This window comes from Bacillus cereus group sp. MYBK14-1 (genome assembly GCF_051916885.1).
GTDB lineage: Bacteria > Bacillota > Bacilli > Bacillales > Bacillaceae_G > Bacillus_A > Bacillus_A cereus.
Window position 1 is genome coordinate 23,374 of sequence record NZ_JBQAHM010000012.1, and the last position, 18,434, is coordinate 41,807.

Below are 18,434 nucleotides of genomic sequence, written 5' to 3' on the forward strand. Positions count from 1 at the left end.
ACAATTGTGATTCAAACGAAACAAAAAGGCTTGCAAGAAGTTCTTATTGCAGCTATCAAGCGTGCAACTAACGAAAAAACATTGGTTAGTTTTGTAAAACAAATAGACTGGGTGGATCCGCTTCTGTTCTATGCAGCAGGAAAAAGGATTTCATTCGAAAATAGATGTTATTTTGCAGACCCGGCTCAGCATGTAATATTTGCAGGAATTGGCTCTGTTTTCACTATAGCAAATTCTTCTCATAAGCGCTTTCAAACCGCTCGCGACGAGTGGGAGAAAGTAAAAGAGAATGCATTTGTCCAAAGAGATGAATATGAATTTGGAACGGGTCCGCTTTTATTTGGTGGTTTTTCCTTTGATCCAGAAAAAGAGAAAACGGACCTATGGAAAGAGTTTAAAGATACGACATTTTCACTACCAGCATTTTTATTAACTGTAAAAAATGAAAAAGCATGGTTAACGATGAATACATTTGTTTCAGCAACAGATTGTGCAGAAAATCTTTATAACGAAATGATTTCTTTAGAAGAGAAAATTTTGAGAGAGAGTAAATGTGCGCTAAACGGATCGAAATTGACTGTTATTTCTAAAGTAGAAGTGGATCCGAAAGGCTGGATGAAAGCAATTGAAAAAGTACAAGATGAGATGAAGCAGGGTAACGTGCAGAAGGTTGTATTGGCGAGGGAACTAAAAGTAGAGATGAATCATTCGATTGATTCTGCTCTTGTTTTAGAAGCACTTCGCATTGGTCAACCGGATTGTTACGTATTTTCTTTTGATTATAAAGGAGCATGCTTCTTAGGAGCGACGCCTGAGAGATTAATTCGCAAAGAAGATGAGAGATTTACATCGATGTGTCTTGCGGGTTCAATCGGTCATGGTCATTCTATAGAAGAAAGTAAGCGAAATAGTAATGCGCTTCTTCATGATGAAAAGAATTTAGCTGAACATGGGTATGTTGTTAACATGATCCGCTTGGTACTAAATGAACATTGCGAATACGTTAATATTCCGGAAAGCCCAGGTTTATTAACAACGAAAAACTTAATTCACTTATATACGCCTGTAGAAGCAAAAGGCGATGCGAGCCTTTTAACAATGGTAGAAGAATTACATCCAACACCAGCTCTTGGCGGGACACCTCGTTTGGAAGCGATGAAACTGATCCGTGATGTTGAATTGTTAGACAGAGGGTTGTATGGTGCACCGATTGGCTGGATAGATGATGAAGGAAATGGTGAATTTGCGGTTGCGCTGCGCTGCGGATTATTAAACGGCGAGAAAGCATCCTTATTTGCCGGTTGTGGTATTGTAATTGATTCAATCCCGCAGCTTGAATATGAAGAAACAAGTTTGAAGTTTAGACCGATGCTTGGTGCTTTGGAGGAATTAATGAAATGAACAATCATATAGAAGCATTATCATATTATTTAGGCGCGTTCGTGGATGAACTGACGCGTCTAGATGTATGTGATGTTGTCATTAGTCCAGGCTCACGGTCAACGCCGATTGCTTTACTAATGGAACAACACGAAGGAATGAACACATATTTACATGTGGATGAAAGATCAGCAGGATTTTTCGCGCTCGGTATTGCGAAAGCAAAAAAACGCCCAGTAGCATTATTATGTACGTCAGGAACAGCAGCAGCGAACTATTATCCAGCTGTATGTGAAGCTTTTCATTCAAGGGTCCCACTTATCGTCTTAACAGCGGATAGACCGCATGAATTAAGAGATGTGGGTGCACCACAAGCAATGAATCAATTTAATTTATACGGTACTTTTGTGAAACAATTTACAGAGATGGCACTGCCAGAAGCAAGTGAAGCGATGTATCATTACGCTCGTATGACGACGCAGCGTATAGTAGCAAATGCTTGTTTAGCGCCGCAGGGTCCTGTTCATCTTAATTTTCCAGTTCGCGAGCCACTTATCCCTGATTTCTCACTAGAAAGCTTATGGGATAAAGGACGTAGTGAATATACAGGAGTAGTTCAGCAAGGAAACGTGACGATGCCGAGTGAATATGTAGATTCTCTTGTAGGGCGCCTTTCACATATGGAAAAGGGGCTTATTATTTGTGGAGATGATAGTCATGCAGAAATTGCAATGTTTGCAACGCAACTAGCTGAAAAAACTGGCTATCCTATATTAGCAGACCCACTTTCTAATATTCGTAGCGGACACCACGATAAAACGATGGTAATTGACTGTTATGATACATTTTTACGAAATGAACAGTTAAAAGAAACATGGAAACCGGACGTTTTAATTCGCTTTGGTGGTATGCCTGTTTCTAAATCATTAACGCAGTTCATAAAAAAACAAACGAAAGCAGTTCATATCGTTGTCGATGAATCAGGACAATGGAGAGATCCAGCTCTTGTTGCGACAGAAGTTGTGCAAGCAAGTGACATTGAATTCTGCAAGACATTAATAGAAAAAATGCCAGTTATGAAAAAGAATGATTGGTCCCTAATGTGGCAACATATAAACGAAAAAACGAAGGAAACACTTCGTGAAATGGAAACATATGAAACTGCATTTGAAGGAAAGGTTATTACAGATATTGTGCGCGTATTACCAGAAGACGCAACGTTATTTGCGAGCAATAGTATGCCAATTCGTGATACAGACTCATTCTTCTTCACATCGGATAAAAACATCCATGTGATGGCAAACCGTGGTGTAAATGGTATTGATGGAATCATTTCGACAGCTCTAGGAGCAAGCGTTATTTGCGACCCACTTGTATTAGTAATTGGTGATTTATCATTTTATCACGATTTAAATGGACTGTTAGCAGCGAAATTACATGAATTAAATATAACAATTGTCGTTGTAAATAATGATGGTGGGGGTATTTTCTCATTCTTACCACAGTATGAGAAAAAGGAACATTTTGAATCATTATTTGGAACACCAATTGGACTTGATTATGAGCATGTTGTCAAAATGTACGGCGGTTCATTTAGCCGTGTAAATGGTTGGGAGCAATTCCGAGAAGAAGTTCGAAAAGGAACGACGACAGAAGGTTTACACGTTGTGGAAATTTGTACGAATCGTGATGAAAACTTAACATTGCACCGTACGTTATGGGCAAAAACACAGGACGTAATTACTACATCGTTGCAAGGTGAATCAAAATGAACGTAACGCTGCAAGGTGTATCGTATGAATATGAAGTAGTCGGAAGCGGGGAACCACTTCTACTTCTTCATGGTTTTACGGGAAGCATGGAAACGTGGCGTTCTTTTATCTCTTCATGGAGTGAGCAGTTTCAAGTTATTGTAGTGGATCTTGTTGGACACGGAAAGACTGAGAGTCCTGAAAATGTTGTGCATTATGACATCCGAAATGTGGCATTGCAAATGAAAGAACTACTAGATTACCTTCATATTGAAAAAGCACATATACTTGGCTACTCAATGGGAGGAAGACTGGCGATTACGATGGCATGTCTATATCCAGATTATGTACACTCTCTTTTATTAGAAAATTGTACAGCTGGGCTCGAAAACGAAGCAGATAGAAAAGAACGTCGTGAAAAAGATGATCGACTTGCCGATAAAATTGAGCGAGAAGACATAGAAAGTTTTGTATCTATGTGGGAAAATATTCCGCTTTTTGAAACGCAAAAACGTTTAGCAAAAAACGTACAAGAAGCGGTGCGAAAAGAACGACTTGCTAACAATCCAAAAGGACTTGCAAATAGCTTGCGCGGCATGGGAACGGGGGCTCAGCCTTCATGGTGGGATGAGCTGAAAAACTTAAAAATACCTGTTCTTTTAATGAACGGAGAGTATGATGAAAAGTTCTTTCGTATATTAAAAAATATTGAAAAATGCATCTCTGACGCGAAATTTGTCAAAATTGATGGTGCTGGCCATGCAATTCATGTGGAACAACCGGAAAAGTTTGATACAATAGTAAAGGGATTTCTAAAAACTATGCAGTGATGCTTTTTTCAGTTAAGAATGAAGTTACACTTATAGAGGAGATCAGAAATATACAAGGAGGTAGTTGTAATGGCTATTGAATGGGTAAAAGAAGGCAATTACGAAGATATTATTTATTCAACATACAATGGTATCGCAAAGATTTCGATTAACCGCCCTGAAGTACATAACGCATTCCGTCCTAAAACGGTAATGGAGTTAATCGACGCTTTTGCACAAGCTCGTGATGATGCAAATGTTGGCGTTATCATTTTAACAGGTGAAGGTGGACGTGCATTCTGTTCTGGCGGCGACCAAAAAGTTCGCGGTCATGGTGGATATGTAGGTGACGACCAAATCCCTCGTTTAAACGTATTAGACTTACAACGTCTAATTCGCGCAATTCCTAAACCAGTTATCGCAATGGTAGCAGGTTATGCAATCGGTGGTGGACACGTACTTCATATCGTATGTGACTTAACAATCGCTGCAGACAACGCTGTATTCGGACAAACAGGTCCTAAAGTAGGAAGCTTTGACGGTGGATACGGAGCTGGTTACTTAGCTCGTATGGTAGGCCACAAGAAAGCTCGCGAAATTTGGTACCTATGCCGTCAATACAACGCTCAAGAAGCACTTGATATGGGCTTAGTAAACACTGTAGTACCATTAGAAGAGCTTGAAGCAGAAACAGTACAATGGGCACAAGAAATTTTAGCAAACAGCCCAATGGCACTTCGTTTCCTAAAAGCTGCATTCAACGCAGACACAGACGGTCTAGCTGGTATTCAACAACTAGCTGGAGATGCAACGTTATTGTACTACACAACTGACGAAGCAAAAGAAGGTCGTGACGCATTCAAAGAAAAACGCAGTCCGGACTTCGGTCAATTCCCTCGTTTCCCTTGATCAAACCAAAAGCGGAAGCGGCTTGCTTAGAACAAGAGGGCGTAGGAAGGCGTGAAACGACCGACTGTTCTAGCCGCTGTAGCTGGATAAGACCAAACCGGAAACAAAACAACTAAGAGACTTGATATCATATCAAGTCTCTTTCTTTCATGAAAGGAGAATGAATGATGGAGACGATGCCAAATTGGTTAATGCAACGTGCATTTTTAACACCAGATCGCACTGCAATTGAAATAGAGGAAGAGAAAGTTACTTTTATGGAGCTGCATGAAAAAGTAGTATCTGTTTGTGAACACCTCACGCATGTTGGAGTGGAGCGAGGGCAAAAGGTGGCTGTTCTGATGAAAAATGGTATGGAGATGATTACAGTTATTCACGCCCTATCTTATGTAGGTGCAGTAGCTGTGCTTTTAAATACGCGTCTTTCAAGAGAAGAGCTACTTTGGCAAATGGATGATGCTGAAGTTGTTTGTTTAGTAACGGATCAAGATTTTGATGCTAAAGATGTTCCTGTTTATTCATTAGCCGAAGTGATGAATGGACCAAAAGAGGAAGCCTCTATACAAGAAGAGTTTTCTTTAGAAGAAGCGATGACAATTATTTATACGTCTGGGACGACAGGCAAACCGAAAGGCGTTATTTTAACGTACGGCAATCATTGGGCAAGCGCAGTCGGTTCGTCGCTTAATTTAGGACTTCGTGATGATGATTGTTGGTTAGCCTGCATGCCGATGTTCCATGTTGGCGGGCTATCTCTTTTAATGAAAAACATTATGTATGGCATGCGTATTTTACTTGTTCCGAAATATGATGCTGATTTTATTCATAAAGCACTTCAAACGAGAGGAGTAACAATTATTTCTGTCGTTTCTAAAATGTTAACTGATTTATTAGAGCGACTTGGGGCAGAGACATATCCATCTTCTTTACGATGCATATTACTTGGCGGAGGACCAGCGCCAAAACCACTATTAGAAGCATGTGTAGAAAAAGGAATTCCTGTATATCAAACGTACGGTATGACAGAAACATCTTCGCAAATTTGTACGTTATCCGCAGATTATATGTTAACGAAAGTAGGATCAGCTGGAAAACCACTATTTCAGTGCCAACTTCGTATTGAAAAAGATGGCGTAGTAGTGCCACCATTTGCGGAAGGTGAGATTGTAGTAAAAGGACCGAACGTAACAGGCGGTTACTTTAACCGTGAAGATGCGACGCGAGAGACTATTCAAAACGGATGGCTTCATACTGGCGACCTCGGTTATTTAGACGAAGAAGGGTTTTTATACGTATTAGATCGCCGCAGTGATTTAATTATTTCTGGCGGAGAGAATATATATCCAGCTCAAATTGAAGAAGTGTTACTCTCCCATCCGGCAGTAGCGGAAGCTGGCGTTGTCGGCATGGCTGACGATAAATGGGGACAAGTACCAGCTGCTTTTGTTGTGAAAAGCGGGGCGGTAACAGAAGAAGAAATTCTTCATTTTTGCGAGGAGAAGTTAGCGAAATATAAAGTGCCGAAGAAAGCATGTTTCTTAAAGGAATTACCACGTAACGCTTCGAAAAAATTGTTAAGACGAGAGTTAAGACAATTAGTGGAGGAGATGTAGGTGGAAATAAAAAAAGCGACACTGTATATAACGGAAATGCCACTCGTAATCCCGTTTGCTGCAAGCTACGGGACTTACGAAAAGCGTGAGAGTATCGTTATTGAATTAGAGGATAAGGACGGGTACATCGGATTTGGGGAAGTCGTTGCATTCTCTGAACCGTGGTATACGGAAGAAACGGTGAAGACAGCGCTGCATGTACTGCAAGACTTTTTAATACCTGATTTATTAAAGGCTGAAATTTCTCATCCGAATGAGGTACCGGGTCTATTTCAACATATAAAAAGAAACCGAATGGCAAAAGCCGGAATAGAGGGGGCTGTTTGGGATTTATATGCGAAGCGTCAAAAGAAATCGTTAGCGACATTGCTTGGCGGAACGAAGTCTGAAATTGAAGTCGGCGTTGTAATTGGGATCAATACAATTCCGGTTATGTTAAAACAAATCGAGAAGTACGCAGAAGAAGGATACGAGCGCTTTAAAGTGAAAATAAAGCCAGAGCATGATTACGAATTATTGAAAGAGATTCGTAAAGAGTTCCCAGGTATCCCGTTAATGGCTGATGCAAACTCAGCATATACATTAGGGGATACGGAGAGGCTGAAACGACTAGATGAATTCCAATTAATGATGATTGAACAACCGTTAGCGGATTACGATTTTCTTGATCACGCGGAATTGCAAAAGAAAATTGAAACGCCGATTTGTTTAGATGAAAGTATTCATAGTTTAGAAGATGCACGCGTTGCGATTACGCTTGGCAGCTGCCAAATTGTGAACATTAAACCAGGGCGAGTGGGCGGATTAACAGAATCAATCCAAATCCATAATTATTGTATGGAACATAACGTACCCGTTTGGTGCGGTGGTATGGTAGAGATGGGGATTTCACGAGCGCAAAATGTTGCTCTTGCGTCATTGCCTAACTTTACGATTCCAGGAGATATATCTGCTTCTAGTAGACATTGGGAGCAGGATATTATTTGGCCGGAAGTGATGCTTGAGGGCGGGAAAGTGATGGTGCCGCAAAGCGTTGATGCTGAGTATGAAGTAGATCGCGGAAGATTGGAAGAAATTACGAAGCAGCGGATTGTGTTTGAGCGGTAAATGGAAGTTTCATTAGGATGCCCGCAAATAGCGAGAGGATTTTGTCGTTCATTGTCGGTAAGTCGATATATTTCAATAATTGCTGATATAATTTGAGTTACGGTCGATATAATTGGAAAATCGCTGATATAATTTTATTTACCAAGGTTACTCTAACGAGTAGCCTTTTTGTATTGTACAAATTGGATAGACTAGTTTACAATCGAGCGTATAAAAATGGAATGAAAAAGGGGGAGTAAAATGAAGCGCATTTCAATTTTAATAGCGGATGATGAGGCAGAAATTGCTGATTTAATTGAGATACATTTAGAAAAAGAAGGGTACCACGTCGTGAAAGCAGCTGATGGAGAAGAGGCAATTCATATTATTGAAACGCAGCCAATCGACTTGGTAATTTTAGATATTATGATGCCGAAAATGGATGGGTATGAGGTGACGCGTCAAATTCGCACGAAACATCATATGCCGATTATTTTTTTAAGCGCGAAAACTTCGGACTTTGATAAGGTGACAGGTCTTGTACTAGGCGCGGATGATTATATGACGAAGCCTTTCACACCGATTGAATTAGTTGCACGTGTAAATGCACAACTGCGTAGGTTTTTTACGTTAAATCAACCGAAAGTAGCGGAGAGTAAATCTGCTTTAGAAATAGGCGGAGTCGTAATTAATCCCGAGCGTAGGACGGTTGATGTATATGGTGAGCAAATTGAATTAACGCCGAAAGAGTTTGATATTTTATATTTATTAGCGAGTCATCCGAAGAAAGTGTACAATGTAGAAAATATTTTTCAGCACGTATGGGCAGACGATTATTATGAAGGTGGAAATACAGTAATGGTACATATTCGTACGTTGCGGAAGAAACTTGGAGAAGATAAAAGAAAGGATAAATTAATAAAAACAGTGTGGGGAGTAGGTTATACTTTTAATGGCTAATATGATGAAAAGTTTTCGATTTAAAATGATTGCCTTATTTGCGTTAAGTATGGTACTTGCAGCAACTGTAACTTATATAATTTATAAAGGATTGCAGCTGTATTATAAAACGATGGTTCGCTACGAAGAGCCTTTAGCACAATTTAGGTCAATGGTAAGGGAATTTGGAGACATTAATTTCTTTTTAATTTTCTTTATTCCGTTATCTATTATCTTTTTCTTCTTTTTGACAAAACCGTATTTAAAATACTTTGATGAAATTTCTAATGGGATTCATCATCTTGCGAACGGTAACTTTACGAATAAAGTTCAAGTTTCATCAAATGATGAGTTTGGAAATATCGCGCGTGAAATAAATGTTGCAAGTGAAAAGTTAAAAGAAGCTGTTGAAAGAGGAGACTTTGCTGAAAGTAGTAAAGATCAGCTTGTTGTGAATTTAGCTCATGATTTAAGAACACCATTAACATCCGTGTTAGGATATTTAGATTTAATTCTTAAAGATGAAAATTTAACAAAAGAACAAATTAAACATTTCTCCACAATTGCATATACAAAATCGCAAAGACTGGAAAGTTTAATTGATGAGCTATTTGAAATTACACGTATGAATTATGGCATGCTAAAGCTGGATAAAAAGCCGATTGATATAAGTGAGTTGCTTATACAGTTAGAGGAGGAATTGTATCCGTTATTAGAAAAACATCATTTAGAAGCTAGATTGAATGTGGCTCCTCATTTACCGATGCACGGTGATGGAAAATTGTTAGCTAGAGTATTTGAAAACTTGTTAACAAATGCCGTTCGTTACGGCTATGATGGACAATTTGTTGATATGAATGGGTATGTTGATAATGGAGAAGTTGTCGTACAAATTACGAATTACGGAGATAGCATCCCGGAAGAAGATTTACCGTATCTTTTTGATATGTTCTATACAGGTGATAAAGCAAGAACTGAGAACCGTGGCGGGACAGGCCTTGGACTATTTATTGCGAAAAATATTGTCGAGCAACATAACGGTACGATTTCTGCTGAGAGCAATGTAGTTAGAACGATATTTGAAGTACGATTGCCAAAAGACGAGAATGTAACAATTTAATAAAAATTTAAACTTTACCCCACTTTTTATTTTAATAGTTTTTTCTATTCTATACGTAAGTTACGTTAAGGAGGAACTAGAAATGAAAAAGTGGGTATTTATTTCTTTTTTTATAGTATGCACAGTATGTGTAGGCGTTTATATATCACCGTTATTTCAAAAGGAAATCGACGTTAAAATTGTCGGGAAAGATGAGCTAGTAAAGGCGGCAAACACCGATGGGAAAGAGATTACGAAGGAACAAATTTATAAGGGCGATTTATTATTAGTTAACAGGGATTACCCAGTAAAAAAAGATAGTATTAGGTCTGATATTATAAATGTAAATCATAATAGTGAATTAGTGAGAGGCTATGTAATATTTGATAGAAATCTTCGTTTATCAAAGGATGTTGTGAAAAAGTTTTTGAACGTTGTCGATGCGGCTGGAAAAGAAAGTGTTAACCATTTTTTGATTAGTAGTGGCTATAGAGATTTCCAAGAGCAAAAACAGCTATATGAAAAAATGGGATCTGATTATGCACTTCCAGCAGGATACAGTGAACATAACTTAGGATTATCACTGGACATTGGGTCTACTCAAAAGAAAATGGAGAAAGCGCCTGAAGGAAAATGGATTGAAGAGAACGTATGGAAGCATGGCTTTGTATTACGTTATCCGAAAAATAAAAGTAACATTACAGGCATTCAATATGAGCCATGGCATATACGTTATGTAGGCTTACCTCATAGCGCAATTATGCAAAAAAAGAATTTCACACTAGAGGAATATTTAGGGTTTTTAAAAGAGGAAAAAGAGATTTCAACTGAAGTCGAAGGTAAGAAATATACTGTTTCTTATTATAAAGTTTCTGAGAATATGAAAGTGAACGTTCCAGCAAACAAGCAGTATGAAATTTCCGGGAACAATATGGATGGGGTTATTGTGACGGTTCAGGAATAGAGAAAAAGCTATCTGAAGTAGATAGCTTTTTTTCATGATTGGCCCCGGTCATATGCCTATCAAGCTAGCGAAATAAATCAATGGATACGAAATATAGTTGTTTTTAAACTAGCAAGTAAAAGTAGGAGTGCTAAAAAAGTTTATTAAAGTGCGATTTTTTTATTAGGTACTTGTCTATGCTTTATCGTTGTTTTATACACAATATCGGATTATAAAAATGGTCACCTTCTTATATCGATGAGATTTAAGAACATTCTTTTTAAGCAGTTGATAAAGGCGTTTGCTTGAAATAGGAACGAAAAGGAATTATTAATTATATAAATTGCTCTATATTTGCACCGAATGAATTAGTTATGAGATTTATTTTAAATGTCATTAAATAATTATTTTATGCAAATTAATAGTAACAAATATTGATGGTTATTAATAGACTAGTTTAATTCTTCTGAATGTTTTACTATTTGAATTGCGAGATAATAAAAGTGTATTTTTATTGTTTTCTGCTGTTATATATTTAGGAGGGAGAATGGTAGATGAAAAAGAAATTTATCAAGGGGATGATTTCTGCTGCATTATTGCTGAGCTTTACTTTACCATCAATTGCTGATGCAAGTATTGAAACGGAAGATGATGGTATTGTAACGGAGTATATCCCTGAAATTAATCTAGGCATTGATTTATCAAAGGTTGATACTTCTGACTTCGATTTTGAAAATTTTGAAAAAGAGTATGATTTTTTAGTAAATGACCCTGTTTTTTTACAACTAGAGGAGGAAGTAAGTAAACTAAGGGTTGAATCTGTTGTTGAAAAAAATCCTTTTACTGGCGAATTGGTTGTTAAGCAGGAAATATTGCCGGCTATTGTTCTTGGTGCATTAAGAGTATTAGTTTCAAAAGTAGGTAGAACTGCTGCGGATAAAGCCTGGACGGTTGCGCGTCCATATGTACAAAAGGCACTCAATTCTCCGAAGCAATATATTTTAGAAGCAGCTAAGGGTGGAATGATAATACAAGTACGTTCTAAAGCTACTGGTAACCGAGTTTTTGCCATAGATTATCATTATATTGATGGAAAAGGTCCTATTTTACATTATCATAGTCCTCCTAATGTCGGTGCACATAAATATTTTAGATAATGTCTAAGGAGCTTATATCTATGAAAAAATATAACTTTGAAGATTCGATTCATATGCATTTATTTTATTACAGGGATATAGAAGAGGTTTTTACATATGAGGCTGTAGCTTATAAAGTATGTAATGAAAATTTATGGGTAGTATATTTTGATATTTCTTTCTATGATGATTTATCAATTCATCAATTTTCTAAGTATCCATTCTATGATAAATATGGATATGAAATTCTCCATGTTCGTACAAAAGATCTAGATGAGTGTGAAGGAAATAAATTATTTACTGATTGGTTAATTAATAATTCAATTGTTTAGTTCTAGCCCGCTATTGGCGGGCAGTAAGGCTTCCACCTCAAAAGTTGGTGAAGGCTAATCCACACTGATTAAAGTTTCATTTTATAAATTTATCTATCACCAAAAAGCCTATCAATTTAAGTGCTTTTTGGTTTTTTATTTATGACGGAGAAATGTCTTAACATATAAAATTTACGAAATGCTAATGGCCTCCATTATCGGCGCTTAAACATTATAACGTTATATTTACTTCTCCCTTTTTTTGTGTTACGCTAAACGTGTGAAAGAGATATAAAAATGAAACTTTAATGTAAGCGTATTCTTATGGCTTCTTATAGAAAAGGGTGGAAGTACAATGACAGAACGATTCGTACTACGTAATGTGAAACGTGTGAACGGGGAAGAGATTGACATTGTAATTGAAAATAATAAAATCGCACAGGTGACGAAAGCTGGTGCTGGTGAGGGTGGAAAGGTTCTTGATTGCTCTGGTACTTACGTATCGAGTGGCTGGATTGATTTACACGTTCATGCTTTTCCAGAGTTTGATCCGTATGGCGATGAAGTGGATGAAATTGGCGTTAAGCAAGGGGTAACGACAATTGTTGATGCGGGTAGCTGCGGAGCTGATCGCATTGCAGATTTAGTAAAAAGTAGAGAACAGGCAAAGACAAATTTATTTGCCTTTTTAAATATTTCTCGCATCGGTTTGAAACGAATTGATGAATTATCCAATATGGAATGGATAGATAAAGAGAAAGTGATAGAAGCAGTAGAAAAGTATAAAGATGTAATCGTTGGGTTAAAGGCGAGAATGAGTAAAAGCGTCGTTTGTGATAGTGGAATTGAACCGCTGCATGTAGCGCGCTCTTTATCCCGTGAAACATCATTACCGATTATGGTACATATCGGTTCAGCGCCTCCTCGCATTGAGGAAGTTGTACCTCTTTTAGAAAAAGATGATGTTATTACACATTACTTAAACGGGAAAGAAAATAATTTATTTGATGAAGAAGGCAAACCGCTACCTGTGTTACTAGATGCAGTGAATCGCGGCGTACATTTAGATGTTGGTCACGGTAATGCTAGTTTTTCTTTTAAAGTAGCAGAAGCAGCGAAGCGTCATGGTATTGCCTTTCATACAATTAGTACAGATATTTACCGAAAGAACCGTATACACGGTCCAGTGTATAGTATGGCTCATGTTCTTTCGAAATTCCTTTACTTAGGTTATCCGCTAGAAGAAGTGATTGATGCGGTTACGAAAAATGCGGCAGAGTGGCTTAAGAAACCAGAGCTTGGCCGTATTCAAGAAGGAGATATTGCAAACTTAACTTTATTTACGGTTAAAGATGAGAAGGTTACGTTAATTGATTCAGAAGGGGATCAGCGCATTGCTGAAAGAAGGATTGATACGAAAGGGGTTGTAATTAATGGGTCATTCATTGAATGCTAAGTACGGATTAAAAAGAGTAATTAATGCGAGCGGTAGAATGAGTATTTTAGGTGTATCTGCTCCTACAGATACGGTAATGGATGCGATGAAACATGGTGGACAAAATTATGTGGAAATTGCTGATTTAGTAGATAAAGCAGGAGACCATATTGCGAGAATTCTAGATTCAGAGGCAGCGGTCGTTGTGAATTCAGCATCGAGCGGAATTGCGCTTTCTATCGCTGGTATCGTTACAGAAGGAAATCGCCGTAAAAGTGAAAGACTTCATCAAGAAGTAATCGCGAAAAACGAAGTGATTATGTTAAAAGGTCATAACGTTCAATACGGTGCTCCTGTTGAAACGATGATTTACTTAGGCGGCGGTAAACTTGTAGAAGTTGGCTATGCAAATGAAGGGAAAGCAGAACATATTGAAGATGCAATTGGTGAAAATACAGCAGCGATTCTGTATGTGAAATCACATCATGCAGTGCAAAAAAATATGATTTCTGTTGAAGAAGCATGGGAAGTTGCGCAGCGAAATAAAGTACCGCTTATCGTGGATGCAGCAGCTGAAGAAGACATTCAAAAATATGTGAAGTATTCAGATCTTGCTATTTATAGCGGTTCAAAGGCAATTGAAGGACCTACTTCTGGTATTGTGGGCGGTAAAAGAAAGTATATTGAATGGCTGAAAGTGCAATTACATTGTATCGGAAGAAGCATGAAAGTTGGGAAAGAAACAACTTTTGGTTTACTTCAAGCACTTGATGAGTACGGAGTAAAAGAAGATAAGAGCGAGCAAGAAAAAGAATTGCTACAAGTACTTATGCCGCTAAAAGAATTAAATGGTGTAAATGTAACGATCGTTCAAGATGAAGCTGGAAGAGCAATCTTTAGAGCACGTATTCATATTAACGAAAAAGAGTTAAATAAATCGGCAAAAGACGTTGTGGCTGCATTACGCGACGGGGAAATTGCAATTTACACACGTGATTACGGAGTAAGACAAGGGTTCTTTGATATCGATCCACGTCCACTTCAAGGTGATGACATACATGTAATTGAAGAAAAAATGAGAGAAATTGTAGGGGGAAACTAAAATGACAAACATTCAAAAACGTTTTTATAAAGGCCGCGTAGCATTAAATGTATTGGCAAACAATATAGAAAATGCGAAAGATATTTTTGAAGCAGCAGAAGGTTATGTAGTAGTGGGAGTGTTATCAAAAGACTATCCAATAGTAGAAGAAGCTGTTACAGCTATGAAAGCATATGGAAAAGAAATTGATGACGCTGTATCAATCGGACTAGGCGCAGGAGATAATCGGCAAGCGGCAGTTGTGGCTGAAATTGCGAAGCATTATCCTGGTAGCCATATTAACCAAGTGTTTCCTTCAGTTGGAGCGACACGTGCAAATCTTGGCGAAAAAGATAGCTGGATTAATAGTTTAGTATCGCCAACAGGAAAAGTAGGTTACGTAAATATTTCTACTGGCCCAATTAGTGCGGCTGGAGAAGAAAAAGCAATCGTTCCAATTAAAACAGCGATTGCACTTGTACGTGATATGGGCGGAAATTCATTGAAGTACTTCCCGATGAAAGGGCTAGCCCATGAAGAAGAATATCGCGCAGTTGCGAAAGCTTGTGCGGAAGAAGGATTCGCATTAGAGCCAACAGGCGGAATTGATAAAGAAAACTTCGAAACAATTGTACGTATTGCGCTTGAGGCAAATGTAGAGCAAGTTATCCCGCACGTGTACTCTTCTATTATTGATAAAGAAACTGGTAACACGAAAGTAGAAGATGTGCGTGAATTATTAGCAGTCGTGAAGAAGCTAGTTGATCAATATGCGTAAGAAAATTGCAGCGTTCGGCGAAGTAATGATGCGCCTGCAAGTACCTGGATATGAATTGTTGTCGCAAGCTAACACGTTAAATTACTCATTTTCAGGTACAGGTGTGAACGTTGTAGCGGCACTTTCTCACTTAGGGCATGAAGGGCTTCTTATTTCAACTTTACCGGAAAATTCGGTTGGAGATGCAGCTGTATCTTACATTCAAAAGTTAGGAATTCAAACTTCTCTTGTTTCAAGAGGTGGTAAATATGTAGGTATGTATTTTTTAGAAAATGGATTCGGTGCACGTGCAAGCCGCGTTACGTATTCGAATCGACTAGAAAGTAGCTTCAATACGGCGTCTGAAGAGATATACCAATTTGAAGAAATTGCTAAGGAAATTGATATCGTTCATTTTTGCGGTATTACACTTGCGATGAATGATACGGTGCGCCATCATATGAAGTCTTTAGCGAGAGCAGTTAAAGAAAACGGAGGAACCGTCGTTTTTGATTGTAATTATCGTCCATCACTTTGGGGAGAAGACGGATATGAACAGGCAAAACCGCATTATGAAGAAATGCTAGGACTTGCTGATATCGTTATGATGAATGAAAAAGATGGAATGTTTGTTCTTGGAATGAAAACAGAAGAGACAGAGCGAGAGGCGCAACTTGTTGATCTTATTCCAAAGGTAGCTGAAATGTATCATATCGCTACAATCGCTGGTACTCATCGCTCTATTAACAGTGATAATACACATTCGCTTCGCGGGTTTATATGTAAAGATGGAACGTTCACTTTTGCAAAAACACTTACGTTTTCTGTATATGATAGAATAGGTGCTGGAGATGCTTATACGAGCGGAATTATTCATGGCGAGATAAAGGAGTTCGCACCAGAGAAAGCTGTTTCATTTGCGTCAGCAGCTGGAATGCTAGCACATACAATCGTCGGTGATACGCCAATGTCATCAGAGAAGGATATACTTCGGGCAATGACGGCATCAGTAGGTGATGTAGAAAGGTAGTGGGTGTAACGGTGAACGTAACGAGAAAAAAAGGACCATTATATTTGCAAATAAAAAATATTATTCGTGATCGAATATTGCATGGTGTATATGCAATTCATACGAATATCCCTTCCGAACCGCAGTTAGAAGAAGAGTTCAAAGTGAGTAAAATTACAGTGCGAAATGCGATTAAAGAACTCGCTCAAGAAGGATATTTGGAAAAGAAAAGCGGTAAAGGAACGAAAGTCATCCGCAATACTTCTGCGACAAAACTGTCAAAGGGTAAGAAATTTACTGAAGTGTTAGTGGAAGAAGGATATAAAGTACAGAAGAAATTGCTAAAAGCAGAAATTGTGCAGAATGAAGAAGGAACAGTGCCATTTCGATTATTCGGTAAGGAGAGTTTTCGTATTGAACGTTTATATACGTTAAATGATGCACCGTACATTCATTATACGCACTATTTCTCAGCAGGAATGGCAAGTTCAGATTTATCGGATTTTGACTTGCAATCGCTTTATGATTTAGTTGAAGACCGAGGTATTCATTTAGAAAACTTCAGAGATGAATTCGCTGTTGGACTCGCGCCTAGTTTCGTTGCAGAAGCGCTAGGTGAAAAAGAGGGGACAGCGCTATTAAAACGCATGCGTTATTCTTACGATGAAGTTGGCGAAGTAATTGAATATAGCGAAGGCTACTACAATACAGAAATGCAGCATTATGTAGTGAATTATGACGTATAAAAAAGAGGGGATTTTCCCTCTTTTTTTATAAAGTAAGGAGAATGGGAGATGGATATATACTTATTAATCGTCACGTTACTTGCAATTGCGATTGTTATTTTAGGGGTATCATGGTGGAAATGGCATGCATTTATTAGTTTAACAGTTGCGAGTTTGTTTTTAGCTATCATGTCTGGACTGAACTTAACGAAAATAGTGACTGCCTATGAAACTGGTGTTGGTAGTGTACTAGGGCATTTAGTTGGTATTTTAGCTCTCGGAACAATTTTAGGGAAAATGATGTCCGATTCAGGGGCCGGCATGCAAGTGGCAGATTTCTTTATTCGATTTTTCGGTGTAAAGAAACTACCTTGGGCTATGTTATTTGCAGGATTTGTTATAGGGATTCCAGTGTTTTTTGAAGTGGGGATCGTCATTTTATTACCACTTGTTATTTCCATTCGAAAAACGACGAAGCAAAATATATTATTAATTGCGTTACCTGTCATTGCAGGATTATCTATTGTTCACGGGCTCGTGCCTCCGCATCCAGGGGCGATGACAGCAATCGGTATTTATAACGCGAACTTAGGAAAGGTACTTTTATATTCATTAATTATCGCGTTACCAACAGCCATTATCGCAGGACCGATATTTGCAAAGTGGGTACATAAAAGGGTGATACCTGAAAATGAACCAGAGCTTATTCGGGTTACGACTGTCTCAACTGATTTGCCAAGTCGTAAAGTTTCATTCTTTATTATTTTACTACCAGTTGTATTGATGATTTTATCAGTAGTTGCACCATATATTTCATTACCGAAAAAATTGACTGAATTTTTCGTGTTTATAGGAAGTCCAGTAATCGCCTTACTTATTTCATGTTTCGCAGCATTTTATTTACTTGGTATCAAACAAGGTATTAATAAAAAGATGATTAAAAAATTAACAGATGAAAGTTTATTGCCTGTCGGTTCTATTATTTTAATAATTGGTGCAGGCGGTGGATTTAAACAAATATTAATTGAAAGCGGCGTTGGAACAGCTATTGCACAAATGGCAGAACATATTTCGTTATCACCAATCGTATTAGCTTTCATGGTAGCTGGTTTAATTCGAATTGCAACAGGTTCAGCTACAGTAGCATTAACGACAGCAGCAGGGATTGTTTCACCAGTTATTCAGCACATGTCTGGTGTGAATTTAGAGCTTCTCGTTATTGCAACCGGTGCAGGTTCATTAATGTTTTCTCACGTAAATGATGCAGGGTTCTGGCTTGTAAAAGAGTATTTAGGTTTGACGGTGAAGGAAACGTTTAAAACGTGGACGGTACTCGAGACATTGTTATCATTTATTGCATTTGGTTTTGCTCTTTTGTTGAATATGTTTCTTTAGGAGAGGAGATCAGATTTAAACGAATAAAACCTACAGAGGAAATGTAATTTCTCTGT

Annotated in this window: 17 protein-coding genes and 1 pseudogene; 17 read left to right on the plus strand and 1 reads right to left on the minus strand. The window is 38.1% G+C overall.

The window, feature by feature from the left end; genetic code table 11:
- Window positions 1–6: 6 nt before the first annotated feature.
- The 9 genes from ACTFR3_RS23885 to ACTFR3_RS23925 all read left to right on the plus strand — a co-directional run bounded on the left by ACTFR3_RS23885 (window position 7) and on the right by ACTFR3_RS23925 (window position 10,550).
- The gene (locus tag ACTFR3_RS23885; protein ID WP_440044855.1) at window positions 7–1,401 is read left to right on the plus strand and encodes an isochorismate synthase; all 1,395 of its coding nucleotides are present in this window, start codon (window positions 7–9) and stop codon (window positions 1,399–1,401) included.
- Window positions 1,398–3,152, plus strand: a complete 1,755-nt coding sequence (gene menD, locus ACTFR3_RS23890) for a 2-succinyl-5-enolpyruvyl-6-hydroxy-3-cyclohexene-1-carboxylic-acid synthase (protein WP_440044856.1) — start codon at window positions 1,398–1,400, stop codon at window positions 3,150–3,152. Before ACTFR3_RS23885 ends, menD begins: the two co-directional genes overlap by 4 nt.
- Window positions 3,149–3,961, plus strand: a complete 813-nt coding sequence (gene menH / locus ACTFR3_RS23895; RefSeq protein ID WP_088362130.1) for a 2-succinyl-6-hydroxy-2,4-cyclohexadiene-1-carboxylate synthase — start codon at window positions 3,149–3,151, stop codon at window positions 3,959–3,961. Before menD ends, menH begins: the two co-directional genes overlap by 4 nt.
- Window positions 3,962–4,030: 69 nt before the next feature.
- A complete protein-coding gene (gene menB / locus ACTFR3_RS23900; RefSeq protein ID WP_000963881.1) occupies window positions 4,031–4,849 on the plus strand; it encodes a 1,4-dihydroxy-2-naphthoyl-CoA synthase in 819 nt (272 codons plus the stop codon).
- A gap of 167 nt (window positions 4,850–5,016) precedes the next feature.
- Window positions 5,017–6,462 (plus strand): o-succinylbenzoate--CoA ligase, encoded by a 1,446-nt coding sequence (locus ACTFR3_RS23905; protein WP_000449571.1) that lies wholly within the window; start codon window positions 5,017–5,019, stop codon window positions 6,460–6,462.
- Window positions 6,463–7,569, plus strand: coding sequence for an o-succinylbenzoate synthase (menC, locus tag ACTFR3_RS23910; RefSeq protein WP_000403301.1), 1,107 nt, complete (start codon window positions 6,463–6,465; stop codon window positions 7,567–7,569).
- Between the two features lie 240 nt (window positions 7,570–7,809).
- The gene (locus ACTFR3_RS23915; protein ID WP_000822487.1) at window positions 7,810–8,508 is read left to right on the plus strand and encodes a response regulator transcription factor; all 699 of its coding nucleotides are present in this window, start codon (window positions 7,810–7,812) and stop codon (window positions 8,506–8,508) included.
- Window positions 8,501–9,607 carry a sensor histidine kinase gene (locus tag ACTFR3_RS23920; protein ID WP_074047392.1) on the plus strand — a complete coding sequence of 369 codons (1,107 nt, stop codon included), beginning with the start codon at window positions 8,501–8,503 and terminating at the stop codon, window positions 9,605–9,607. The genes ACTFR3_RS23915 and ACTFR3_RS23920 overlap by 8 nt, the downstream gene beginning before the upstream one ends.
- An 82-nt stretch (window positions 9,608–9,689) precedes the next feature.
- Window positions 9,690–10,550: a D-Ala-D-Ala carboxypeptidase VanY gene (locus ACTFR3_RS23925; RefSeq protein ID WP_000759407.1), complete on the plus strand. Its 861-nt coding sequence runs from the start codon at window positions 9,690–9,692 to the stop codon at window positions 10,548–10,550.
- A 143-nt stretch (window positions 10,551–10,693) separates the two neighbouring features.
- On the opposite strand, the pseudogene ACTFR3_RS23930 reads toward ACTFR3_RS23925, so the two are convergent.
- Window positions 10,694–10,885: pseudogene (locus ACTFR3_RS23930) on the minus strand (hypothetical protein); the annotation flags it as partial.
- 198 nt (window positions 10,886–11,083) lie between these two features.
- On the opposite strand from ACTFR3_RS23930, the gene ACTFR3_RS23935 reads away from it, so the two are divergent.
- The 8 genes from ACTFR3_RS23935 (at window position 11,084) to gntP (ending at window position 18,378) form a co-directional block, all read left to right on the plus strand.
- Window positions 11,084–11,686, plus strand: a complete 603-nt coding sequence (locus tag ACTFR3_RS23935) for a hypothetical protein (RefSeq protein ID WP_440044857.1) — start codon at window positions 11,084–11,086, stop codon at window positions 11,684–11,686.
- 20 nt (window positions 11,687–11,706) lie between these two features.
- A complete protein-coding gene (locus ACTFR3_RS23940) occupies window positions 11,707–11,997 on the plus strand; it encodes a DUF3986 family protein (RefSeq protein ID WP_440044858.1) in 291 nt (96 codons plus the stop codon).
- Window positions 11,998–12,331: 334 nt separating this feature from the next.
- Window positions 12,332–13,432 carry an amidohydrolase/deacetylase family metallohydrolase gene (locus tag ACTFR3_RS23945; protein WP_000139930.1) on the plus strand — a complete coding sequence of 367 codons (1,101 nt, stop codon included), beginning with the start codon at window positions 12,332–12,334 and terminating at the stop codon, window positions 13,430–13,432.
- Entirely contained in the window at window positions 13,410–14,513 is a 1,104-nt protein-coding gene (locus ACTFR3_RS23950) for a DgaE family pyridoxal phosphate-dependent ammonia lyase (protein WP_000510099.1), read from the plus strand. The genes ACTFR3_RS23945 and ACTFR3_RS23950 overlap by 23 nt, the downstream gene beginning before the upstream one ends.
- A gap of 1 nt (window position 14,514) precedes the next feature.
- Window positions 14,515–15,270, plus strand: a complete 756-nt coding sequence (gene dagF, locus ACTFR3_RS23955) for a 2-dehydro-3-deoxy-phosphogluconate aldolase (protein ID WP_144469272.1) — start codon at window positions 14,515–14,517, stop codon at window positions 15,268–15,270.
- Window positions 15,263–16,279, plus strand: coding sequence for a sugar kinase (locus ACTFR3_RS23960; protein ID WP_440044859.1), 1,017 nt, complete (start codon window positions 15,263–15,265; stop codon window positions 16,277–16,279). The genes dagF and ACTFR3_RS23960 overlap by 8 nt, the downstream gene beginning before the upstream one ends.
- Window positions 16,279–17,004, plus strand: a complete 726-nt coding sequence (locus ACTFR3_RS23965; protein WP_000539278.1) for a GntR family transcriptional regulator — start codon at window positions 16,279–16,281, stop codon at window positions 17,002–17,004. Before ACTFR3_RS23960 ends, ACTFR3_RS23965 begins: the two co-directional genes overlap by 1 nt.
- Before the next feature lie 48 nt (window positions 17,005–17,052).
- Entirely contained in the window at window positions 17,053–18,378 is a 1,326-nt protein-coding gene (gene gntP / locus ACTFR3_RS23970; protein ID WP_000356166.1) for a gluconate permease GntP, read from the plus strand.
- Window positions 18,379–18,434: the final 56 nt, after the last annotated feature.